Genomic DNA, 19,589 nt, shown 5'->3' with positions numbered 1-19,589 from the left:
AGTCGAGTTTCGTAAACTGGAATGTCGATTCGAAACGACGCGGCGACCAAAGTTGGCACCGGATTGCACAACGTTGGCACCGCAATCAAGGCACCAGAATCATACGGCGAAACCAAAACACAGCTCTACAATGTCGCGGTTCACGGGACCCTCTTTCTCGGCCTCGTCGGGGCGACGAAAATTTACGTGGTTGCAACCCTCCTTTCACTCTCCTTGAACCCCGCCGTACTCATCGCGTTTCTCGTTTCCTTTACCGTTTACACACACAACAAATTGACAGATTTAAATGAAGATGCGGTCAACAATCCCGACCGAGTCGCGTTCATCAAACCAAAGAAACGGCTGTTCATCGCGTTGTCTGCCGGGGCGTACCTCCTCGCACTTTTCATCTCGTTTTTCGGTGGGATTGAGGCAGTCTTACTCACACTCTTTCCCGGTGTGAGTGGGGTTCTGTACAGCGAATCGTGGCTTCCCGTCTTCGAGGCTGATCGCCTCAAAGATATTTTCTTGGTGAATACGTCGTTCGTGGCCGCCTCGTGGGCCGTGCCCGTTGCCTTTCTCCCGCTTGCCTTCGCCGGGCGAGCCGCGACGACCGCGAGCCTGCTCGTGTTCGGCTTTTTCTTCATCCGTACGTTCATCGCCGGAGAGGTGTTGAACGTGCGAGACGCAGAGGGCGACCGCCGTGAAGGCATCACAACGCTTCCGGTGCTCGTTGGCGTCAAACGCACGCAGCTGGTGCTCTACGGACTCGACGCCCTTTCGCTGTGTCTCATCGCCGGTGCGAGCATGCTCGGCGTGTTTTCTCCGCTCCACAGCCTCGCGCTCATTCCCGCAATCGTCTACTCGCTTTGCATCACCACGTCGCTTGGCACAGACGGAACCCTCTCTCACTTAGAGATGGTGCGTGATTTCGAATATTTCATCATGTCGCTGTCACTCTCTGTGGTGGTTTTCTTCTTCTAAAACACGAATAGTTTGCTAATTTCGCGCACATAATCTAATTACGTATCGGCACGAAGGGGTGAATCAAGCACCGTGCCACTCCCACTCGATTTACTCATCATAATGCTCACTGCCACGATAATTGGTGGCATCGTCGCCATCTTGGCGTGGCGACAACGCCCAGAGCCGGGAGCGACGGCGCTCGCCATCTTGATGGCGGCGGCGTCGTGGTGGTCGTTGTTCTATATGCTCGAACTCAATGCGGCGACGCTCGCAGCCAAACTGCTCTTCGCGCGTCTCCAGTGGTTCGGGTCGGTGACCCTGTCGGTCGCGTGGGTCGTCTTCGCGCTTGAATACACCGGCAACGACGACTACGTTCGACCTCGAAATATCGCGCTGCTCGCGGTCATTCCCGCCATCACGCTCGTACTCGTCTGGACGAACGACTGGCACCACCTCATCCGCCACTCGGTCGGCATCGAACAAGTGGGCGAGATGGTCGTCCTCACGCAGAGTTTCGGCCCGTGGTTCTGGGTCATGATTGGGTACACCTACATCCTAGCGTTAGTTGGTGATTTGTTGTTCATCGACTTACTCGAAAACTCGCCGGTAATCCACCGCAAACAGGCGGTTGCCATCCTGCTCGCCGCAATCGCCCCGTGGGTAGGGAACCTCATCTTTGTGGGTGAGTTACTTCCGTGGGTCGCCATCGACCCAACACCGGTTGCGTTCACTGTCTCCGGCGTCGCTAGCTTCGGCGCGATTTCGCAGTACAAACTGTTCAAGGCGAGTCCTGCCCCGGGTCAACTCGCCCGCACATTCGTCTTAGACGAGATGGCAGACGGCGTCATCGTCATCGACTCGATGGGCACTATTGTGGACATAAATTGGAGTGGGGCGACTATCGTTGGTGAACCCGCGCTCTCGCTCCTCGGCAGGCAGGTTCAAACCGTGTTTCCAGAATACGAAAAGCTGTCCAACGTCGTTGACGACGAGTCGGAACTCATCACGCTCGGGTCGAAAAACGACACGCGCCACTACGAGGTGAGTCGGTCGAATCTACGCGACCACCACGAGCGTACCATCGGACAAGTGCTTGTCTTCCGCGACGTGACCGAACGCTTCCGCTACCAACAGCGCCTCGACGTTCTCAACCGCGTCCTTCGGCACAACCTCAGAAACGAGATGAACGTCGTCTACGGGTTTGCGGACCGCCTCGAAGAGGCGGGCGCAGATGCAGAACTCACGGGACGCCTCAAAAAAAAGTCGCTGCAACTCGTCGATATGGGGAACAAAGCGCGCGCCGTCCAAGAGATAATCGAGACAGACAACGACGACCTGCCACAGATTTCGGTGGCGAGCGTCATCGAAAGTACGGTCAGCGCGCTCGAAGGGCGATTTCCAGCGGTCGACGTGACCATAGAGACACTCCCGCCCGAAGAGGTGACCTGTGGCTGGGTCATCGAACCGACCCTCGAAAATCTGCTCGAAAACGCCGCAGAGCACAACCCAAACGACAATCCAACCGTCACCGTCTCCGCTACGGTTGACGCCGATTGGCTAACGATTTCCGTCGCCGACAACGGCCCTGGCATCCCCGAAAACGAGATCGCCGTGTTAAACGCGGGCCAAGAAACGTCGCTCATGCACAGTCGCGGGCTTGGCCTCTGGCTCGTGAATTGGGCGGTCAAAGCCCTCAATGGCGACCTCTCGTTTTGCGAGAACGACCCGCACGGGACGGTCGTGACGATTCGGATTCCGCGCTCAGAAGTCGAGTGACCGCCCCGAAATTGCTTTGCACCATCCCGCCGAGGGAACTGTATGCCAACGCGAATCGATATTCTGTGCTACGACGGGTTCGACGAACTCGACGCCATCGGTCCATACGAGGTGTTCCAGTCAGCCGCCGCGTTCGACGCGCCCTTCGACGTGCGGTTGGTGACGCTCGATGCCCGCGAGACGGTGACAGCGAGCCACGGGCTCAGCGTCGGTATCGATGGTGTGCTCGACACCGAACAGCCAGCAGATATCGTGGTTGTGCCCGGTGGTGGCTGGAACACGCGCAGCGAGAAAGGCGCGTGGGCAGAGGCGGAAAAAGGAGCGGTGCCAGACGCACTCGTCGCCGCCCACGACGCGGGCGCGACCGTCGCTGCAGTGTGTACCGGCGGGATGTTACTCGCGCGCGCCGGACTCATCGACGGGCGACCGGCGGTGACTCACGCCTCAGCACTCGATGAGTTGCGCGCAACTGACGCCGAGGTCATCGACGCGCGCGTCGTTGACGATGGCGACATCCTCACCGCCGGCGGGGTCACATCGGGCCTTGACCTCGCGCTCCATCTAGTCGAACGCGAGGCGAGTGAGGAGATTGCAACGCGGGTGGCAACAGAACTAGAGTACGAGCGACGCGACGCTGTGCGTGAGTATTGAGACCGCTAGCAAGCAGTCGAACAGTGTGGGTTGCTAGCAATCGACTCCTTAAGGTTTAACAGGATTCCGCCGCATGGATTACGTGGAGGACTATCTCATGAGCTACGAACTTTCACCACTTCCGTACGACTACGACGCACTCGAACCACACATCTCAGAACAGGTGCTCACGTGGCACCACGACACCCACCACCAGGGCTACGTAAACGGGTGGAACTCTGCAGAAGAAACCCTTGAAAGCAACCGTGAGTCAGGTGACTTCGGTTCCTCGGGCGGCGCAATGCGCTCTGTGACCCACAACGGCTGTGGCCACATCCTGCACGACCTCTTCTGGCAGAACATGTCCCCAGAAGGTGGCGACGCACCCGAGGGCGACCTCGCAGACCGCATCGAACAGGACTTCGGTTCCTACGAAGCCTGGAAGGGCGAGTTCGAAGCCGCTGCCTCCGCCGCCGGTGGCTGGGCGCTTCTGGTCTACGACTCGTTCAGCAACCAGCTGCGCAACGTCGTCGTTGACAAGCACGACCAGGGCGCACTCTGGGGCAGCCACCCAATCCTCGCCCTCGACGTCTGGGAGCACTCGTACTACTACGACTACGGCCCAGCCCGTGGCGACTTCGTCGAGGCGTTCTTCAACGTCGTCGACTGGGAAGAGCCAGCCGCGCGCTACGACCAGGCCGTCGAACTGTTCGAGTAAGTCCACACCTTCACCATTTTATTGCTGCCCGTTTCGTGAGCGACGGCGCTCGAAAAACCGGGCTGTGCGGACTGGGTTGCGCCAATGCAGCTCCCGAAATCTTACCAGTTCATCCCCGGACTGGCGGCGGCTTGGCGAATCCAAGAGGCGACCTGGTCTTCGTCCATCGTGTCCGTCTCAGTCAGGTCGATGGCTTGGCGTTCTGGCCCCGTTCCAGTGGGAGGCTCCGGGTCGAGATACTCGTCGGCTACGAATGACAGTTTCACGTGTTTTGAAAACGCACTGAACGACGCGAACCAGCCGTCTTCCTCAATGCCGTAGAACGGTTGGTGATAGCGCACAGCGCGACGTACCTCCGGCACTTCGCCCTCGATGAGCGCGTCGAACTGCGTCGCACGCTCGCGTTTCCATCCCGGAAGTGCTGCAATGTACGCCTTCACCGACGCCGACCCGTCAGTGGTATCCTTTCGACGAGCTGCGTGGTAGCGTTTATCTCGATCCTCCCATTCTTTCTGAGTCGGCACTTGGTCTGAGAGTTTGCTTCCACCGAAGTCGTCTACGACCGATTGCGTTCCCTCTCGACCCGTGATTGCCGTCACGACCACGACTGGGTCTGAGTCGTCGTGAGCAGCAACCAAGTCGAACGCTATCCGCAGAATTGCGCCGCGCCAGTGGCGAGCAAAGCCGACCCAGCCATTTGGATTGGTGTCCCGAGGGTCCTGCTCGACGCTGGAAAGGCCGAGTAGGGCGGGAATGACGTCGACGCCCCACTGAAGCCCCCGGTCTGGATTTGAGTATTGAACCGCGTCGTCCTGCGTTGACTGGTAGTCGGGTGCTCTTATCACGCGGTTCGCCAGCACGAGGCTGGATACTCGCTCGGGTGTTAGTGAGTCGGACGCACTCATGTGCAGTAAGTGGTGAGCTGGAAATATCAAAATTTGCGGGTTTCACACAAACAGGAGTTCAGTCAGCGCTCGCAAAACTGTGGGCGACGCCAGCATTTATCTCAGTCTCGTCTGTAGGCCACGCTAATGGCCACGAAAAATCCTGAGGGTTCGGTGTCGTCTCCCGCCGACCACGACGCGCTGGCCACGGCGCTCTCCGAGGCAGTCCGAGGTGACGTGCGTTTTGACGAATATTCGCAAGTGCTCTACGCCACCGACGGCAGCATCTACAAAGCCCGCCCGGCCGGGGTGGTGTTCCCCAAGGACACCGCGGACGTACAGGCCGCCGTGCGGACGGCCACAGCCCACGACACGCCCATCCTCCCGCGGGGAACCGGCTCCTCGCTCGCCGGACAGGCCGTCGGCCCCGGCTGTGTCGTCCTCGACCTCTCCCGGCACATGGCTGAAATTCTCGACGTCAACCCCGAGGCCAAACTGGCGACCGTCCAGCCGGGCGTCGTCCAAGACCATCTCGACACCCACCTCTCGCAGTGGGGACTCAAGTTCGCGCCCGACCCGGCCTCCTCGAATCGCGCGACTGTGGGCGGGTCCATTGGAAATAACTCGACGGGCGCACACTCGGTGCGCTACGGCATCACCGACGCCTACACCGAGGAGTGCAACGTTGTCCTCGCCGACGGCTCGCTCATCCACACCCGCGACATCGTCGTCGATAGCCCCGAGTGGGACGCGATTGTCGAGCAAGATACACTCGAAGCGCGCATCTACGAAACCGTCCGCGCGCTCGTCGCGGACAACGAAGCAGAAATCGAGGAACGATATCCGACGCTCAAGCGCTCGGTGAGCGGCTACAATCTACACAAGGTCATCCGCGAGGAAGACGGGGAACACGTTATTAACCTCTCGAAGCTCCTCGTCGGCTCAGAGGGGACGCTCGGTGTCGTCGTTGAAGCCACACTCTCGCTCGTAACGAAACCTGAGGAGACGGCGCTCGTGCTCTACAGCTTCGACTCGCTCGGTGACGCCATGCGCGCGGTTCCCGTCGCGCTCGAATACGACGCGGGTGCAGTCGAGTTGATGGACGCAGAGGTGTTTCGCCTCGCCCGCGAATCGGAAGAGTACGCTCAGTACGCAGAAGCGATTCCAGAACGCGCGCAGGCGGCGCTCATGCTCGAATTCGACTCCGAATGTCACGACGACTTCGAGGCCGCAATCGGGGCGACCAACGAACGATTTCTCGAAAACGGCACCGCGTTCGACGCGCTCGAAGCCTACACGAACGACGCACAGGCCGACATCTGGAAGCTTCGGAAGGCGGCGATTCCGCTCCTGATGAGCCTGCAGGGGGACGCCAAACCCTACCCGTTTATCGAGGACGCAACTGTGCCGCCGGAGGAACTCGCAGCGTACGTCGAAGAGTTCGAGCAAGTGCTCGATGACCACGGCACGTCGGCCGCATACTTCGCCCACGCAGGCAGTGGGACGCTCCACATCCGCCCGATTCTCTCGCTCAAGGAGGAAGACGGCATCGAGACTATGCACTCGATAGCCGAGGCCGTGACCGACCTCGTGCTCGCGCGAAACGGGTCGTTCTCGGGCGAACACGGCGACGGCCTCGCGCGCACGGAATTTAACCCGAAGATGTACGGCCCGCAGTTGTGGGAAGCGTTCCAGGACTTGAAGACGGCGTTCGACCCCGAGTGGCTCATGAACCCGGGGAAGGTCGTCTTCCGCGACGAGGTGACCGACATGCGTCACAACCTGCGCTACGGGGCGTCGTACAGTTCGATAGAGCCACAGACCTCGCAAGACTTCTCCGACGAGGGTGGCTTTTCGCATCTCGTCGAACTCTGTAACGGCTGTGGGACGTGTCGCCAGACGGAGACGGCGACGATGTGCCCGACGTGGCGCGCCTCGAAAGAAGAGATTCAGACGACGCGCGGGCGGGCAAACATGCTCCGGGCCACCATCAGCGGCGACCTTCCCGAGGACGAGATTCATTCAGAAAAATTCCACGAGGAGGTACTCGACCTCTGTGTGGGCTGTAAGGGCTGTATGCGCGACTGTCCGACCGGGGTGGACATGGCGAAGCTGAAAGCCGAGGTGAAACACCAGACGCACCAAGAGAAAGGGACCTCGCCGCGCGAACGGCTGTTTGCGGACATCGACCGCTTCTCGAAACTCGGGAGTGCGCTCGCGCCGCTTTCGAACTGGGCAACCGAGTTGCCGGGTGCGCGGACGGTGATGGAGAAAACCCTCGGCATCGCCAAAGACCGCGACCTGCCCCACTTCGAGCGCGAATCGTTCCGCGATTGGTACGCAAGTCGCGGGCCACTGGTGCCTGAAAAAGATGCCACTCACCGCGTGTTGCTGTTCCCGGATACGTACATGAACTATGCCTCGCCGGAGATTGGCAAGGCCGCCGTGCGCGTGCTCGAAGCCGGTGGCTGTCACGTGAAACTGCCAACGGAGACGACTGCAACGGGACGTGCGGCCTACTCGAAGGGCTTTCTCGACAAGGCAAAGACGCAGGCGAAAACGAACGTCCGCGCGCTCGCGCCGCAAGTGACCGACGGCTGGTCGGTCGTGTTCGTCGAACCCTCTGACGCCGTCATGTTCCAAGACGAGTATCTGGACTTGCTCCCTGACGACGAGGCGAGTACCGCAGTGTCGCGGGCGACCTACGGCGTCTGTGAGTTCGTAGACCGCTTGCGCGTAGACGAGCACATGTCGTTCAGTGACCCCGGAGAGGCCATCTCGTATCACGGCCACTGCAACCAGAAAGCGCTCAAGCGCGACCACCACGCGGTGGGCGTCCTCCGCCGCGCAGGGTACGACGTTGACCCGCTCGATTCGGGCTGTTGTGGGATGGCCGGGAGTTTCGGTTATGAGGCAGAGCACTACGAATTGTCAAAGGCAATCGGCCGCTTGCTGTTCGAGAAAGTGGACGCGAGCGAGGCGTCACAGGTGGTCGCGCCCGGCGCATCGTGTCGCACGCAACTGGGCGAACGCGAGGGTGAGTCCCGGCCGCCACACCCAGTCGAGAAACTCGCCGCCGCGCTCGCAGACTAGGAGCGGGACGTTTTATTCACTCGCGGGCCAAGCGCCGGGTATGCCACGCGACAAAGACGCATTCGACACGATCCGACCGCTTGATTTCCGCTCGCCAGACGAAGTGCTTGACGAGGACAAGATGTACACCGTCTTCGAGATTGCGCGCCTGCTGCAGGGGCTTGACGCCGAGGCAGACTTAGATTACGACACCGAAGACGTGCTACTCTCGTGGGCGATTCCCTGGGTCATGGTGAACGCAGACGACCTCGCATTCGCAGACCCTATGGCCGACGACGACCCCGGCTTCTACGGCCTTCGATGAAGCTGCTCGTCGCGGGAAGCGACCAAGTCGATGCGGGCAAGACCACCTTTTCGGTCGGCCTGCTGCGCTACATCGACGGCGTGGGATTCAAGCCACGGGCGGGCAACGACCACTGGTTCGACCACGACGACTATCTCAAAGCGGTCAGTGATGGCCGACTCTACGGCAAAGACGCCCGCCGATTGGCAGAAGCCAGCGCGACCGACGTGGAACCAGAAGCTATCAACCCCGTCCACCGGCTGTGGCGACCCGCGCCGGGTGGCGGCGCGGGACTGCTCGGGCGTCACGACCGCGAGTTCGTCTGCGACCGTGCCGGAGACGCGATGGTAGTCAATACGACCGCCGACGTGCCACCAGAGATTCGAGAACAACTCGCCGATGCCATCGAGATTTCGACCGTCGAAGAACTGAACGAAGCAATGAGTCGCCACCACCTGCCCGCGCTCGAAGCCTGTGCAGAGCAGGTGACCAAAACAGACCGCGTCGTGGTCGAGTCCTACGCCGACATTGCCCGGCCGCTCCGCGAATTTGAGCCGGATGCGGTGGCCGTCGTGGAGCCAGCGCGAACGCGTATCTACGAGGGCAGTCGCTACACGAAAGCCTGCGAAGTCGCTGGAAACAGCCCGCGCGAAGGACAGCTAGAAGAAGTCGTGGACGCGGTTGTAGACCTCATCGAACCGCGGGCGAGCGTCGGACTTCCGGCACTCAATGGTGCCACCCGAACCGACCCGGAGGCGGTCTGTGACGCCTACGAAGTCGCCTACGAGGCGCTCTGTGGCGTCGCGCTCGACTAACCCTACCCCGTCATCCGCGCCATGCGCGCGCTGAGTTCGATGTCGTCGTACGGGTTGCTCGTGATGCTCGGACCGTGGCCGACGTGCATCACGTCGAGGTCAGGGTCTACGGTTGCAATGAGCCGCTCGATACTCCTGATGAGAATCTCGCGGTCGCCTTCCGGGAGGTCGGTGCGCCCGAAGCTTCCGTTCTGGAACACGAGGTCGCCCGCGAAGAGGGTGCGCGCGCCTTTCGAGTAGAAACAGAGATGGTCGTTTTTGTGACCGGGTGTGTGGAGGGCGGTGTAGCTGTCGTCACCGATTTTCACGGACGCTTCGTCTTCGATGGCGTGGTCGACGAACGGCGACTCGGGGTCGTAGCCCCACACATCTACGTCAAAGGCGTTTTTCACCGCCGTGACGTTGCCGACGTGGTCTGGGTGCGTGTGCGTAAGCACGATTGCGTCGAGGTCGTCGGTTCGGGCTTCGATTTTCTCCACGACGTCGAAGCCGCTTCCCGGGTCGACGACGACGGTGCGCTCGCCGGTCACCAGAAAGACGTTACTCGTGAAGGCTTGGACGCCCTGTGCGAGATTTGATATCATGGCCAAATCATTGGGCGGGGAGGCTTTGGGTGTGTCGCTCTACGCGGGACGCCCTGCACCCGCGATGACGAGTCGAGCGCGTTCATCGCCGGTGTTTTCGATTTGGCGGTGCTCGCCCGGGTCGACGCGGAGTGCCTCGTTTTCACCGAGCGTGACTGCGTTCCCGCCGACGGTAATCGTCACTTCACCGTCTACGACGCAGTAGACCTCCTCTTCGCCGTCCGATTCGTGGTCGTGTGGCTTGTTCTTCCCACCCGGTTCGAGTTCCATCACCGAGAGTCCAACAACCTCGCTTTTGAGCGAGTTGCGGAACATCCACATGCCGCCCCACTCTTCTGGAATCAACGAATCTACGTCGTCAGGAGTCGATTTTTTGTAACCCATTGGTCGGTAATTGGGAGCGAGGCAATTAATACAGCATGGCCGAGGTAGTGGAGGGGGTTATCAACGTTTATTGTACTTCCCGCGCGCTTTCAGGTATGCAAGTTCGGCTTCTCGAATCCACCGACGACCCTGAGGAACTCATCTGTAAGGCAGCGCGAAACGACTACATGGCCGATTTCGTCGGAGACACTGCCTTCGAGGACATTATGGCCACCGTTAAAGGCGACAGCTTAGAAGACAAACAGCGCACCCTCATCAGCCATCTTCTCAACCACGGCCATTTCGGCCCGTTCGAACACGTCCAAGCGACGTTCGCCGTCAAAGGCATCAGCCGCTCGTGTATGGCGCAACTCACGCGCCATCGACACGTCTCGTTCGACGTCCAATCCATGCGCTACGTCGCGTTCGACGACGTGGATATCGAGGACGTTGCCGCCGGCGAAATGGTCGTCTGGCCACCCTCTGCGACCGACAAAAACTGGGTCGGTCGGAATCAGAAAACTGGCGACGTGACCGACGAGATGATGGAAAAACGCGAACAGTTGTTCCGCGATTCGGTCACGAACTCCGTCGAAACCTACCAAGAACTCCTCGACCTCGGGATGCCCCCCGAAGACGCACGCTTCGTCCTGCCCATCGGCACCGAAGTCAACCTCGTAATGTCGATGAACGTCCGGATGCTCATGCACGTCGCGGACATGCGCGCGGCCGCAGACAGCCAGTGGGAAATCCGCGAACTCACGAACAAAGTGTTAGACATCGCTGCAGAGTGGTGTCCGATTACCTTCGAGTACTACAACGAGAAGATGAAGGGGCGAAAGAACCGCCTCGCGCCGTAACTAGCCGAGAAACAGGTCGAGCATATTGCCTTTTGACTGGCCGCGATACAACTCCGTGTAGCCACAGTTCGTACACGTAATCGTCTGGAACGTCCGGTTCTGAATATCGAACATCTTCGACATACCCGTCCCAGAGGTGGCGATTTTATCGGTCGAAACTTCGTCGTGACCGCACTTGAGACAGCCGCGGTCGCCATCGGTTGGAGGACTCATACAGCCGACAGTTCGTAATCTGTCAATAAAAATCTCCGGGTGAGTGAGAAACAATTACAGTTGTGTGTCGTCAAAATTACAGCATGGTTGCTGGTGTCGCATTCGTCTTCGTGTTCCTCATCCTCGCACTCGCTGGTCCGCTTTTGCTCTACTTCATCATCCAGTCTGAGACGGACGACAACCCGGTGATGGGTCGGGACGAAGCAGAGCAAGCCGCACGCGAGGGATACGAAAAGTCGAAATAGTGGCGTCCACGCTCGCCCTCACGAATCCAACAAGATAGCTATCGGTGACTATTGGCAAATCGAACGAAACAGTCAGGTACGATACGTGAACGCATGTACAAATGCGATACAACGCCTGTTGGCGGCGTCTTCGGCTGAGCGAGTACACGCACAGAAATGCCCAGTTTCCGCCATATTAAGAGTCACAGCACTTTTATAGCGACCAAGTAAGGAATAGACTAGATGAAACGGCTGTCTGCTGTGTGTCTTGTCTTCCTTCTCGTTCTCACAGCGACGGCCCCTGCCGTCGCTTACACGCCCGACAGCCCCGGTGGCTCGACAGATTCGGTCGCCGCCGCCCAGGATTTCGACCGAACGGAGTTTACGATCGAAGTCTACGAAAACGGCTCAGCGAGGTGGACGTTTGCGTATAAATTGACGCTGGAGACCGACGAAGACCGCCAACAGTTCGACCAGTACGCAGCGGAGTTCAACCAAAACGAGACTGAACTCTACACCCAGTTCCAAAATCAGTCGAAAGCACTCGCCGCATCCGGCGAGCAGGCGACCGGTCGCTCGATGAGCGCAAGCGGGTTCTCAAAACGCGCCTCGGTGAACGAGCTCGGCAACCAAGGCATCGTCGAGATGCAGTTTACGTGGTCGAATTTCGCCGCGCCAGAAGGCGGCCAGCTCGTCGTTGGCGACGTGTTCGAAGGCGGACTCTACATTGGCCCGAATCAATCGCTCACCATCAAACACGACGGGCCGCTCCAGTTTACGGAGACGAACCCAGAGCCAGATGCAATCTCCGGTGAGAATCTCTCGTCGAGCGATTCGGTGACGTGGTTTGGCGAACGGCAGTTTGCAGACCAACAGCCACGCATCGTCCTCGGACAGCCCGGCAGCGGTTCAGGTGGCTCTGCCACGACAGACGGTGGGCCAGCAGAAAGCGGCGGGCTTCCCATCGTCCCACTGGCCGCAGTTTTGTTCCTCCTCGCACTGGCCGCCGGGGCGTTTGCTTACCGGTCTGGCGCACTCCCGACCTTGGGCCGTGACGACGATGACGACGGGACAGGCGCGACAGCGACACAGCGTACCTCGACAGCCGCCAGTGCGACAACCGGCGTCACCGACGAAGAACTCCTCACCGACGAAGACCGCGTGTTGCGCCTGCTCGAAGAAAGCGGCGGCCGGATGCGACAGGTCAACATCGTCGATGAGACCGGCTGGTCTAAGTCCAAAGTCAGCATGCTCCTCTCGGATATGGAAGACGATGGAACCATCAGCAAGCTCCGAATGGGTCGGGAAAACATCGTCAGTCTCTCCGGTCACGAACCCGAGGCAACCCAGTCGTCACTTGACGACAAGTGACACGCTATATCGCCGTCCCGCACCCCGAAAACGGAACTGTTAAAATACTCCCCAGTCTACGATTGGTTGCGTTCCGAAGCACGCTCCGCGTCATACGTGCAGTCGTATGCGTTGGTGTGAGCGTACGTGTGCTCCGTTGTAGAGACGAACGGAGTTCGTCGATGCTCGGAGCGCGAGTGTAACGAGCGCTCCGTTGTCACACGGAACGAAGTGACGTGTGGCTCGGAGAGAACGAAGTAAGCTCCGTTGGTGTAGTCCGGCCAATCATCTTGCCCTCTCACGGCAAGGACCAGGGTTCGAATCCCTGACGGAGCATTCTCCCGAATTCAAGGGTTTGAGTTTCGATTGAGCCAGAGCGCGTCTGTGTCGTCGTATTTTGTCGAGGTCGCACGTTCTTCCAGCCTCAGTTCTAATACCTCACAGGTCTCGTCTCGCAACGCCACCGTCCAACTTTTTTCACTTTTCGCCGAATCCTGCTTTGGAATGTGGAGGGATTTTGAGCCAGGTTGGTACCATGTTGTTTTCGCTCGCTTGACTTCCACTGGGCGTAGACCAGCGTCGAGAGCGACGTAGATTAGAGATACGAATTTCCAAGATTGACCACGAGCCTCCCAGTCATCGAGTGTGATGTCAGACTTTGGCTTACCGAGCTGTTGTGCAAGCAGAGCCTTCTTCCGCGATCGTTCCTCAGGAGACAAGTCGTTGTACTTTGGCAGGCTGCCATAGTTCATTACGGCGTTTCTCAACTGCGTTCGTTCCTCTATCGAGAGTGCATCAGGTTGACAGTAGTCAGGTTTTGAAAACTCTACGTCGCACTCCCATTCCTCGTCTTCATGAGTGTGGGTTCGCCAGCTGAACCATTTTAATAGCGCATTCGCGAATTTTCGCTTGCTGTCTTCCGAGTATTTATCTCCATTCTGTGTCCGAAAGTCGTCGTTGCGCAGGGCCTCTACAACGTTGTCAGCGTGATTAGGTGAAAGCGTGGACACGGACCCGTTAGTTACGTTCTGCCAGACCCATCGGAAGATTTGGTCGACTCGATGAGCGTAGTTCTCCTGAGTCTGCTTCGAAAGCGTACCTTTCTTTGATTTAGCTTCCTCAGTCGAAAGCCAGTTGATGAACGCTTTCCGCCGCATGTTATAGAGTGTTGCTTGCCTGGGGTTCAGATACTCTCGTGATGGTTCAGGGACGTACTGGAGTGAAGACTGATTATTTTGCGAGCTCGAATTCGGCTGGGTGTTCTGGATCGACATTGTTGGTAACGAACACGTGACTCACTGGAGGCTAGTCCAGCAATTGCTGGTGCGCAGTTTCGCAATTCCTCTCGGCGGGCCACGTATTCGACCACTATCGAAGCGACGTGGTTCCGCCCTTCAGCGGTGGTCCGTTAAGACGAGTTTCGGTAGAAACGAGTTTTGCAGTGACACGTACTAGTTCTTATACGTCCCACCGCGAGATTATCGCCCAGAATTAATCCGGTCCTGGCAGGTCGATATACCATCGATCATTGATCAGGTGCCCGCGTTCTACGATGGATTCTGGATTGACCACTCGCCATCGGTAGGGCTGCTTGTCACCAATCTGTTCGACGATTCCATCCGCTTCGAGGTCGGCTAGTCGATCGTACACCGTTCGTTGTGAGACCGCTACATGTTCCGTAAGGTCTACAACAGTCATCGAAGATTCTTCGAGAACTTTGAGAACTTCCCGTTCACCCTCGCTTCTAACCCGTCGGAATACTTCTTTCTCAGAGTCTATGGAGCCATCCGTGAGAATCCAGTCTGGGACGGCACCAGTATGGACGTATACTGTAGCACCAGTCGAGCGTCCAAATCGAAGAATTGCTTGGACGACTTGGTGCTCCCGGAAGTGAGAAAGATACGGATTTTCGGATTCTTCGGGTCGGGGTTTGATTCCGTACGGGAGGTTCTTGCCTCTGTCTAAGCGAGTCTTTGGAATCTCGATGCAATCGCCGTTGAGTGCGGCTAGTCGCTTTACCTCGTGGTCCCCTGGATGTTGACTGCCCAAGACAATCCCCACGTTGAGGTCCTCACCGCCGAAACGATTGGTCCCCTTGATTGCCCCATAGTGACCTGAATCTTGGACGAAACTCCACTGATTCTCCAACGTCGCAAGTGCTATTTTCGTACTGATTACCGCAGGCTTGGTGCCTGTTTGTCGGTAGACTGCTTCGATGAGGGCGAGATCTTTCTCTTGGTGGATATTCACACCACTCGAGTAGGGTTTGATGTGCGGCGAGGTTTGGTAGATACGGTATCCGAGTACGTCTTTGAGATATCGTGTTCGGCACTCGTCGCAGAGGACACGTTGATACTCCAGCTCTTGGTCTGGTGGACATCCGAGTCGTCCTTCCCAGATTCGGAGCACTGGTGTGCCATCAAGTCCTACGACGGCAGCAGCTACAGAGAGGTCCGGTGGCCGTCGAATGTAGAGTTTTCCCTCTATTCCATCATACACTGCGACTGCACCATCCTGGAATTCAACTCGTTCCACACCATTCCCTAATTCTTGACGAGTAGTTTCCAGAAGTGAGAGGACGATTGCGCGTGCTGCTCCATGCCCGCCGGCGTTGCTAACGAGTGTCGAATCATCGAACAAGTTCTCTGCTCGAAGCGCTTCGATGGAGGCTTCTACAGACTCGAGCAAGCCAAATTCTCGATAGCTCGTGAGGTGGTCGACTGAGTGTATAGGCTTACTCTCTCCTTGTGCGTCCCATGCACTTCCTGTGTACTGGTGAGATAGTCGCTCACGATTCGGTGAACGCTGTTAGAATCGAAGTCCGAACGAAATGCCTCTCCCGGGTCCTCATCGAAGATAACGATGCGGTCGCGAACTATTTCAGAAACGTACGCATGTGTGGGATGGCCGATGAGAATCTGGTGTTCGCGGGAATTTTCCCAACCTTCGATGTAGGGACACGTCTGGTTTCGAGTACACGGCAAGTCAAATCGGGGATTGGAGTGCAGGTGTCCCGGATACAGTCCTCGACTGCGTAACTCTTGGACCTTCTTCGACCATCTCTTCCCGAAGGCGCCTGCAGCTGTTGGACAATCTTCGTCGAGGATTGGCAGTTGATGCGGAGTGAGGTCTACTTGTTCTGCCCACTGTTCGAGTTGATTCCGCGTTTCTTTTCGGTGGGTGAGGATGGTAACACCGGTTCCATTCGGTACGAATGAGTTCTCTGTTGTTGCAGTCAGGGTTGCAGCGGTTCGGGATTTTCCAAGGGTTGGGAGTGCATCGACAACGACGCCGAAAGTTTCGTCGGAAAGTGCTGTCTTAACAGCGCGGTGAATACTGCGCGTACATCGGTCGCGCGCGGACGCTCGTGTGAGAGTCCTATTCGTACAGCAGTCCATTAGCTGAGGTGACAAAACCTATTGATATAAATTTGACTGGAAGTAGGACGGGAATTTTGACGTGGCTGCCTCAATATTGGAGTGTTTGAAATCCAATTGTTAGTACGGTCCGACCAGTACCAATATCCAGCCCATACATTGGCTATTGCTAACAGTCAACATTCCACGCGGTTTAAAAGGGCCTGGGGGAATTCTTAGCCGCAATTCAAAGATGAATGCAAACGATACCCCAAACAAAGCGGCTCAAGTTGCCACCGATGCGTTCGAATATTACCACAGTATTAAAATCGATATCAAATACTGCTCCGGATCGGATCTGGTGGTGGAAATCGACATGTACTCCCTGGACAGTGAGCACTGTGCTGGAGTGGTGTACGAACTCATAGAGTGTGGATGGGTACTTGAAGACCTAGACGTGAGACGAGGCGTGCTGAAAACTCACGGGTCAGTAAATGAGCTACCAACTTATTGGTCAAACCACTAGGTGCAATTCCACGCCTCTGCTACGATTCGTTGGTTAGCGGAGCTGACCTCGACACTTCGGTCACGTGGTTTTGGTAACCCGCCAACAAAGATACAATCAGGAGTCAATTTTCACTGAATTTATCGTTCGAGATTCTACACCGGTCGAGTGGTAATCATAGTAAGGATGCGAACCGACCCCCGTTGCTCCACGCCCTCTCTCGATCACTTAGGTCAACAGAGACGGTGAAGGGATTTATCAACCCATTCACAAATGGATAGAACATGAAAATCCTCTCTTGGAACGTCAATGGAACGTTCCCACCGCAGGGGTCTACGCAACAAATCGAAGAGCAGACCGAATGGCTAGCCACTCTAGACGAACTCCCTGACGTCTTGCTCTTACAGGAGGTCAATCCGAATCAGCAGGAACGATGGCACGAATCAGTATTAGATGTCCTCGGATATGCTGACCTTGTAGACACCCTTCAACTGGCGCGTGACCTCGACAACAGTAATGGCCACCTCACAGCGGTCAGTGATGGCTGGCACCTCTCCCGAACAGACGTCACCGGCCACACCGAGGACAACGTACCTCCAAATGAGAAGGAAATGGAATATCCTGAGAAGATTCTGGTCTCTGAGATCGAGGACGCCACCACTGGCGCAGCGTTCGAGTGTTGGAACATTCGAGCCGTCCCAGGGGGAAGCTATCCAGAAGAGAAGATCAAGATCCTTGAATGTGCCTACGACCGCATCGAGGCCGATGGGCAGAAGCCACGGATTCTCGCCGGCGATCTGAACACGCCAAATAGAGAGTTACCCGATGGGCAGGTTGTCACGTTCGGGTACGAGCGGTCTGCTGCCCTCCAGCGACGGGCAGTAAGTGCAGAGCTGAACATCCTCAAGGGGCTCGGTCATTTCGGTATGCTCGACGTGTTCCGCTCGCTCCACGGGTACGGCTCGCTCGACCAACTCGACAAGAGCCATGATGACCGAAGAATCGACCATCTCTTCGCCACAGAGGCGCTTGACCCAATCGAGTGCTGGTATTCCGCGGCAGGCGCCGAGTACAGCGACCACGCACCACTCATCGCTCGGTTTGGCGTGTAGACCGGTTTTCTTCTCCGCCTCCACAGTTATTCCGTCCTAATCGGCTGAGATTCACTCTAATTGAGACTGTGGGCAGGGGACAAAGATGGGTGATACAACAATCCTCTCGGAGAAAACTCTGAACAGATTGAATCCCTGGAAACGCAACCCGACGAGGAAAGAACTCATTCGTCTAGTTCGAATCTTTGTTCCTCGACTCCCTCCTCTTCCGAGTGATTTGTCCCCCATCTACACCATGTGCAGTATGTATAATTTTGTACATTAGAGAGAGCCTCTGGGCCTCACTGACCGACTTCAAGAATAAGAAGAGTCGAACCGCCCACTAGTCCATTTTGAATAGTAACCCCCTATGGCCCTCTCGAATTATTGGTTCTTGAATAGCAGTTCCTCAGTATAGTCTACTACGGATTGATAATCAACGGTCTCCGATGGCACACATTTTATTTGAAGCTGTGACCGATTCCCTTGGAACTCCGTATCAAGAGAGACTAACTCGCGGTCACCAATCAAGTCCGCAACCTCTTGGACGAGTGCTTCTTCATCGTCAATCGAGAAATCGCGAATATCGATTTGGACCGACTGAGCTCGCGTACGCAAGAGCACCCGATTCGTTCCCTCCACACGGAATGCAATGTAGATCTTTTGCGTCCAACTGGGCCCATCCAGCTCGTCTATCTCACTCAGCGAATCCACTAATTGCTGCACGAGAACCGCAGTATCCTCGTTCGTTCGCTCCTCAAGATGCCAGCGCTTCCCATCGACTTTCCACGGTTTATCCGACGGCGTATCTCCCGTTTCGAACTTTGCAAGGTCTGACGTCGGCACAAGCGTTTTCGCATCAAGGAACAGACCAGCTGCGTCATCTTTGAGAAGGGAAAACTGCACGATGCTGGCATCAATTCCTTGCTCCCGCAGCCAGAGGACAACGCTGCCGATTCGCTCACGGATTTGATTTCCAACGAGGAAGATGCGTTGTGTGTCATTGAGTTCGTAATCGTCGTCGCAGAACTCCTCCAGGGTTTCTGCGAAGGAGGCGTCTTCGCCATGGAGGTCGCTCCCCCATGTCGATTGGAGGAACATCTCGAATTGTTGTTTGATATCGTCATAGGACCAGCGAGAGACGTAGGACACGTATTTGAGGGCCTGGAAGTCTACTGAGCCTCTGAGCACTCCGCGTTTGAGTTCGATAACCACGATGTTCCCTGCTCGGTCGATTGCAAGGACATCGATACCATCCCCGAGACCCGCCACACCCACTTCACGCCCGATGACGAGGAGGTCGTCGCCCAGGATCTCCGCAGTATTTCTGATAACCCATTCGCGGAGGTCGTCCTCACTGAGCGCTTCATCACTCAACTCGGTAGCGGTGAGCTCGGTCGCTTCTCTGCCTTCGATTCGGAGCATACTGAATACAGTCACCAAAATGCTATAAATACCAATCCCGAAGTACTATCGAGAATTCCAATATCCATCGTGACCACACTGAATAATGTCTTCGCTGTTATCGAAGATGCAATTACAGGAGTTGAATCCCTTTTATGTTCTCCAAAATGTTGGATTATATGTCCAGAGTTATTTCTCTGTGATACCCTTTGAATCAAAGTCCCACGATTTAATCAAGCCATGGCGCTTCACAGCTCTAAATATAGGTTTTGAAAAGGGCTGTCAGAATGGTTCCTCTGCAAGACACTTTAGATGAGTATCCCCGTTATCCTTGTGTCTCTCGTATGAATGGCTGATCGTGCAATCACACACCTAGACGAATCGACGTAATGGTCATGCTCATTAGGTGGATTGCCAACCTTTCCATGTTGATTGGCGTGATAGCCCCCCTGTTTTCGCGCTCGTTCCGGAGACTTCCATCGCACCACATACCAA

18 protein-coding genes and 1 tRNA gene are annotated in these 19,589 nt (G+C 56.9%); 12 read left to right on the top strand and 7 right to left on the bottom strand.

Annotated features, from left to right (window positions below; all coding sequences use genetic code 11):
* Positions 1-21: 21 nt before the first annotated feature.
* The 4 genes from V5N12_RS09565 to sod all read left to right on the top strand — a co-directional run bounded on the left by V5N12_RS09565 (position 22) and on the right by sod (position 4,069).
* A complete protein-coding gene (locus V5N12_RS09565; RefSeq protein WP_332898937.1) occupies positions 22-963 on the top strand; it encodes a UbiA family prenyltransferase in 942 nt (313 codons plus the stop codon).
* Positions 964-1,035: 72 nt separating this feature from the next.
* Positions 1,036-2,721 (top strand): histidine kinase N-terminal 7TM domain-containing protein, encoded by a 1,686-nt coding sequence (locus V5N12_RS09560; protein WP_332898936.1) that lies wholly within the window; start codon positions 1,036-1,038, stop codon positions 2,719-2,721.
* Between the two features lie 42 nt (positions 2,722-2,763).
* Positions 2,764-3,372, top strand: coding sequence for a DJ-1/PfpI family protein (locus V5N12_RS09555; protein WP_332898935.1), 609 nt, complete (start codon positions 2,764-2,766; stop codon positions 3,370-3,372).
* A 97-nt stretch (positions 3,373-3,469) separates the two neighbouring features.
* On the top strand, positions 3,470-4,069 hold the full coding sequence (gene sod / locus V5N12_RS09550; RefSeq protein WP_332898934.1) for a superoxide dismutase: 600 nt from the start codon (positions 3,470-3,472) through the stop codon (positions 4,067-4,069).
* 101 nt (positions 4,070-4,170) lie between these two features.
* On the opposite strand, the gene V5N12_RS09545 is transcribed toward sod, so the two are convergent.
* Positions 4,171-4,974, bottom strand: coding sequence for a DUF1801 domain-containing protein (locus V5N12_RS09545; RefSeq protein WP_332898933.1), 804 nt, complete (start codon positions 4,972-4,974; stop codon positions 4,171-4,173).
* Positions 4,975-5,100: 126 nt separating this feature from the next.
* On the opposite strand from V5N12_RS09545, the gene V5N12_RS09540 reads away from it, so the two are divergent.
* Genes V5N12_RS09540 through V5N12_RS09530 form a run of 3 tightly spaced genes read left to right on the top strand, consistent with a single transcriptional unit; the run spans position 5,101 to position 9,144 of the window.
* Positions 5,101-8,046: an FAD-binding and (Fe-S)-binding domain-containing protein gene (locus V5N12_RS09540; RefSeq protein ID WP_332898932.1), complete on the top strand. Its 2,946-nt coding sequence runs from the start codon at positions 5,101-5,103 to the stop codon at positions 8,044-8,046.
* A 40-nt stretch (positions 8,047-8,086) separates the two neighbouring features.
* A complete protein-coding gene (locus V5N12_RS09535; protein WP_332898931.1) occupies positions 8,087-8,350 on the top strand; it encodes a DUF5827 family protein in 264 nt (87 codons plus the stop codon).
* Positions 8,347-9,144 (top strand): ATPase, encoded by a 798-nt coding sequence (locus tag V5N12_RS09530; protein ID WP_332898930.1) that lies wholly within the window; start codon positions 8,347-8,349, stop codon positions 9,142-9,144. Before V5N12_RS09535 ends, V5N12_RS09530 begins: the two co-directional genes overlap by 4 nt.
* A gap of 2 nt (positions 9,145-9,146) precedes the next feature.
* Here V5N12_RS09530 and V5N12_RS09525 read toward each other — a convergent pair whose 3' ends face one another.
* A complete protein-coding gene (locus tag V5N12_RS09525) occupies positions 9,147-9,728 on the bottom strand; it encodes an MBL fold metallo-hydrolase (protein ID WP_332898929.1) in 582 nt (193 codons plus the stop codon).
* A gap of 39 nt (positions 9,729-9,767) precedes the next feature.
* Positions 9,768-10,112 (bottom strand): cupin domain-containing protein, encoded by a 345-nt coding sequence (locus tag V5N12_RS09520; RefSeq protein ID WP_332898928.1) that lies wholly within the window; start codon positions 10,110-10,112, stop codon positions 9,768-9,770.
* 95 nt (positions 10,113-10,207) lie between these two features.
* Here V5N12_RS09520 and thyX point away from each other — a divergent pair, with 95 nt between their 5' ends.
* Positions 10,208-10,951: an FAD-dependent thymidylate synthase gene (gene thyX / locus V5N12_RS09515; protein ID WP_332898927.1), complete on the top strand. Its 744-nt coding sequence runs from the start codon at positions 10,208-10,210 to the stop codon at positions 10,949-10,951.
* On the opposite strand, the gene V5N12_RS09510 is transcribed toward thyX, so the two are convergent.
* Positions 10,952-11,164, bottom strand: a complete 213-nt coding sequence (locus tag V5N12_RS09510; RefSeq protein WP_332898926.1) for a zinc ribbon domain-containing protein — start codon at positions 11,162-11,164, stop codon at positions 10,952-10,954.
* Between the two features lie 83 nt (positions 11,165-11,247).
* Between V5N12_RS09510 and V5N12_RS09505 the strand changes: the two genes are divergently transcribed.
* The 3 genes from V5N12_RS09505 to V5N12_RS09495 all read left to right on the top strand — a co-directional run bounded on the left by V5N12_RS09505 (position 11,248) and on the right by V5N12_RS09495 (position 13,074).
* Positions 11,248-11,409, top strand: coding sequence for a hypothetical protein (locus V5N12_RS09505; protein ID WP_332898925.1), 162 nt, complete (start codon positions 11,248-11,250; stop codon positions 11,407-11,409).
* Positions 11,410-11,631: 222 nt separating this feature from the next.
* Positions 11,632-12,759, top strand: a complete 1,128-nt coding sequence (locus tag V5N12_RS09500; RefSeq protein ID WP_332898924.1) for a helix-turn-helix transcriptional regulator — start codon at positions 11,632-11,634, stop codon at positions 12,757-12,759.
* 240 nt (positions 12,760-12,999) lie between these two features.
* A tRNA-Glu gene (locus tag V5N12_RS09495) sits at positions 13,000-13,074 on the top strand.
* An 11-nt stretch (positions 13,075-13,085) separates the two neighbouring features.
* Here the strand turns inward: V5N12_RS09495 and V5N12_RS09490 are convergent.
* Together V5N12_RS09490 and V5N12_RS09485 are read right to left on the bottom strand one after the other, a co-directional pair.
* Positions 13,086-14,012: a hypothetical protein gene (locus V5N12_RS09490; protein ID WP_332898923.1), complete on the bottom strand. Its 927-nt coding sequence runs from the start codon at positions 14,010-14,012 to the stop codon at positions 13,086-13,088.
* A 217-nt stretch (positions 14,013-14,229) separates the two neighbouring features.
* The gene (locus tag V5N12_RS09485; RefSeq protein ID WP_332898922.1) at positions 14,230-15,426 is read right to left on the bottom strand and encodes a winged helix-turn-helix domain-containing protein; all 1,197 of its coding nucleotides are present in this window, start codon (positions 15,424-15,426) and stop codon (positions 14,230-14,232) included.
* A gap of 1,457 nt (positions 15,427-16,883) precedes the next feature.
* Between V5N12_RS09485 and V5N12_RS09480 the strand changes: the two genes are divergently transcribed.
* A complete protein-coding gene (locus V5N12_RS09480) occupies positions 16,884-17,711 on the top strand; it encodes an endonuclease/exonuclease/phosphatase family protein (protein WP_332898921.1) in 828 nt (275 codons plus the stop codon).
* A gap of 363 nt (positions 17,712-18,074) precedes the next feature.
* Here V5N12_RS09480 and V5N12_RS09475 read toward each other — a convergent pair whose 3' ends face one another.
* A complete protein-coding gene (locus V5N12_RS09475) occupies positions 18,075-19,115 on the bottom strand; it encodes a hypothetical protein (RefSeq protein WP_332898920.1) in 1,041 nt (346 codons plus the stop codon).
* Between the last annotated feature and the right edge of the window lie 474 nt (positions 19,116-19,589).

This window comes from Haladaptatus sp. CMSO5, from assembly GCF_036689885.1.
In the GTDB taxonomy this organism is placed as follows: domain Archaea; phylum Halobacteriota; class Halobacteria; order Halobacteriales; family Halococcaceae; genus QDMS2.
This window is presented reverse-complemented; position numbering and strand designations above follow the sequence as displayed.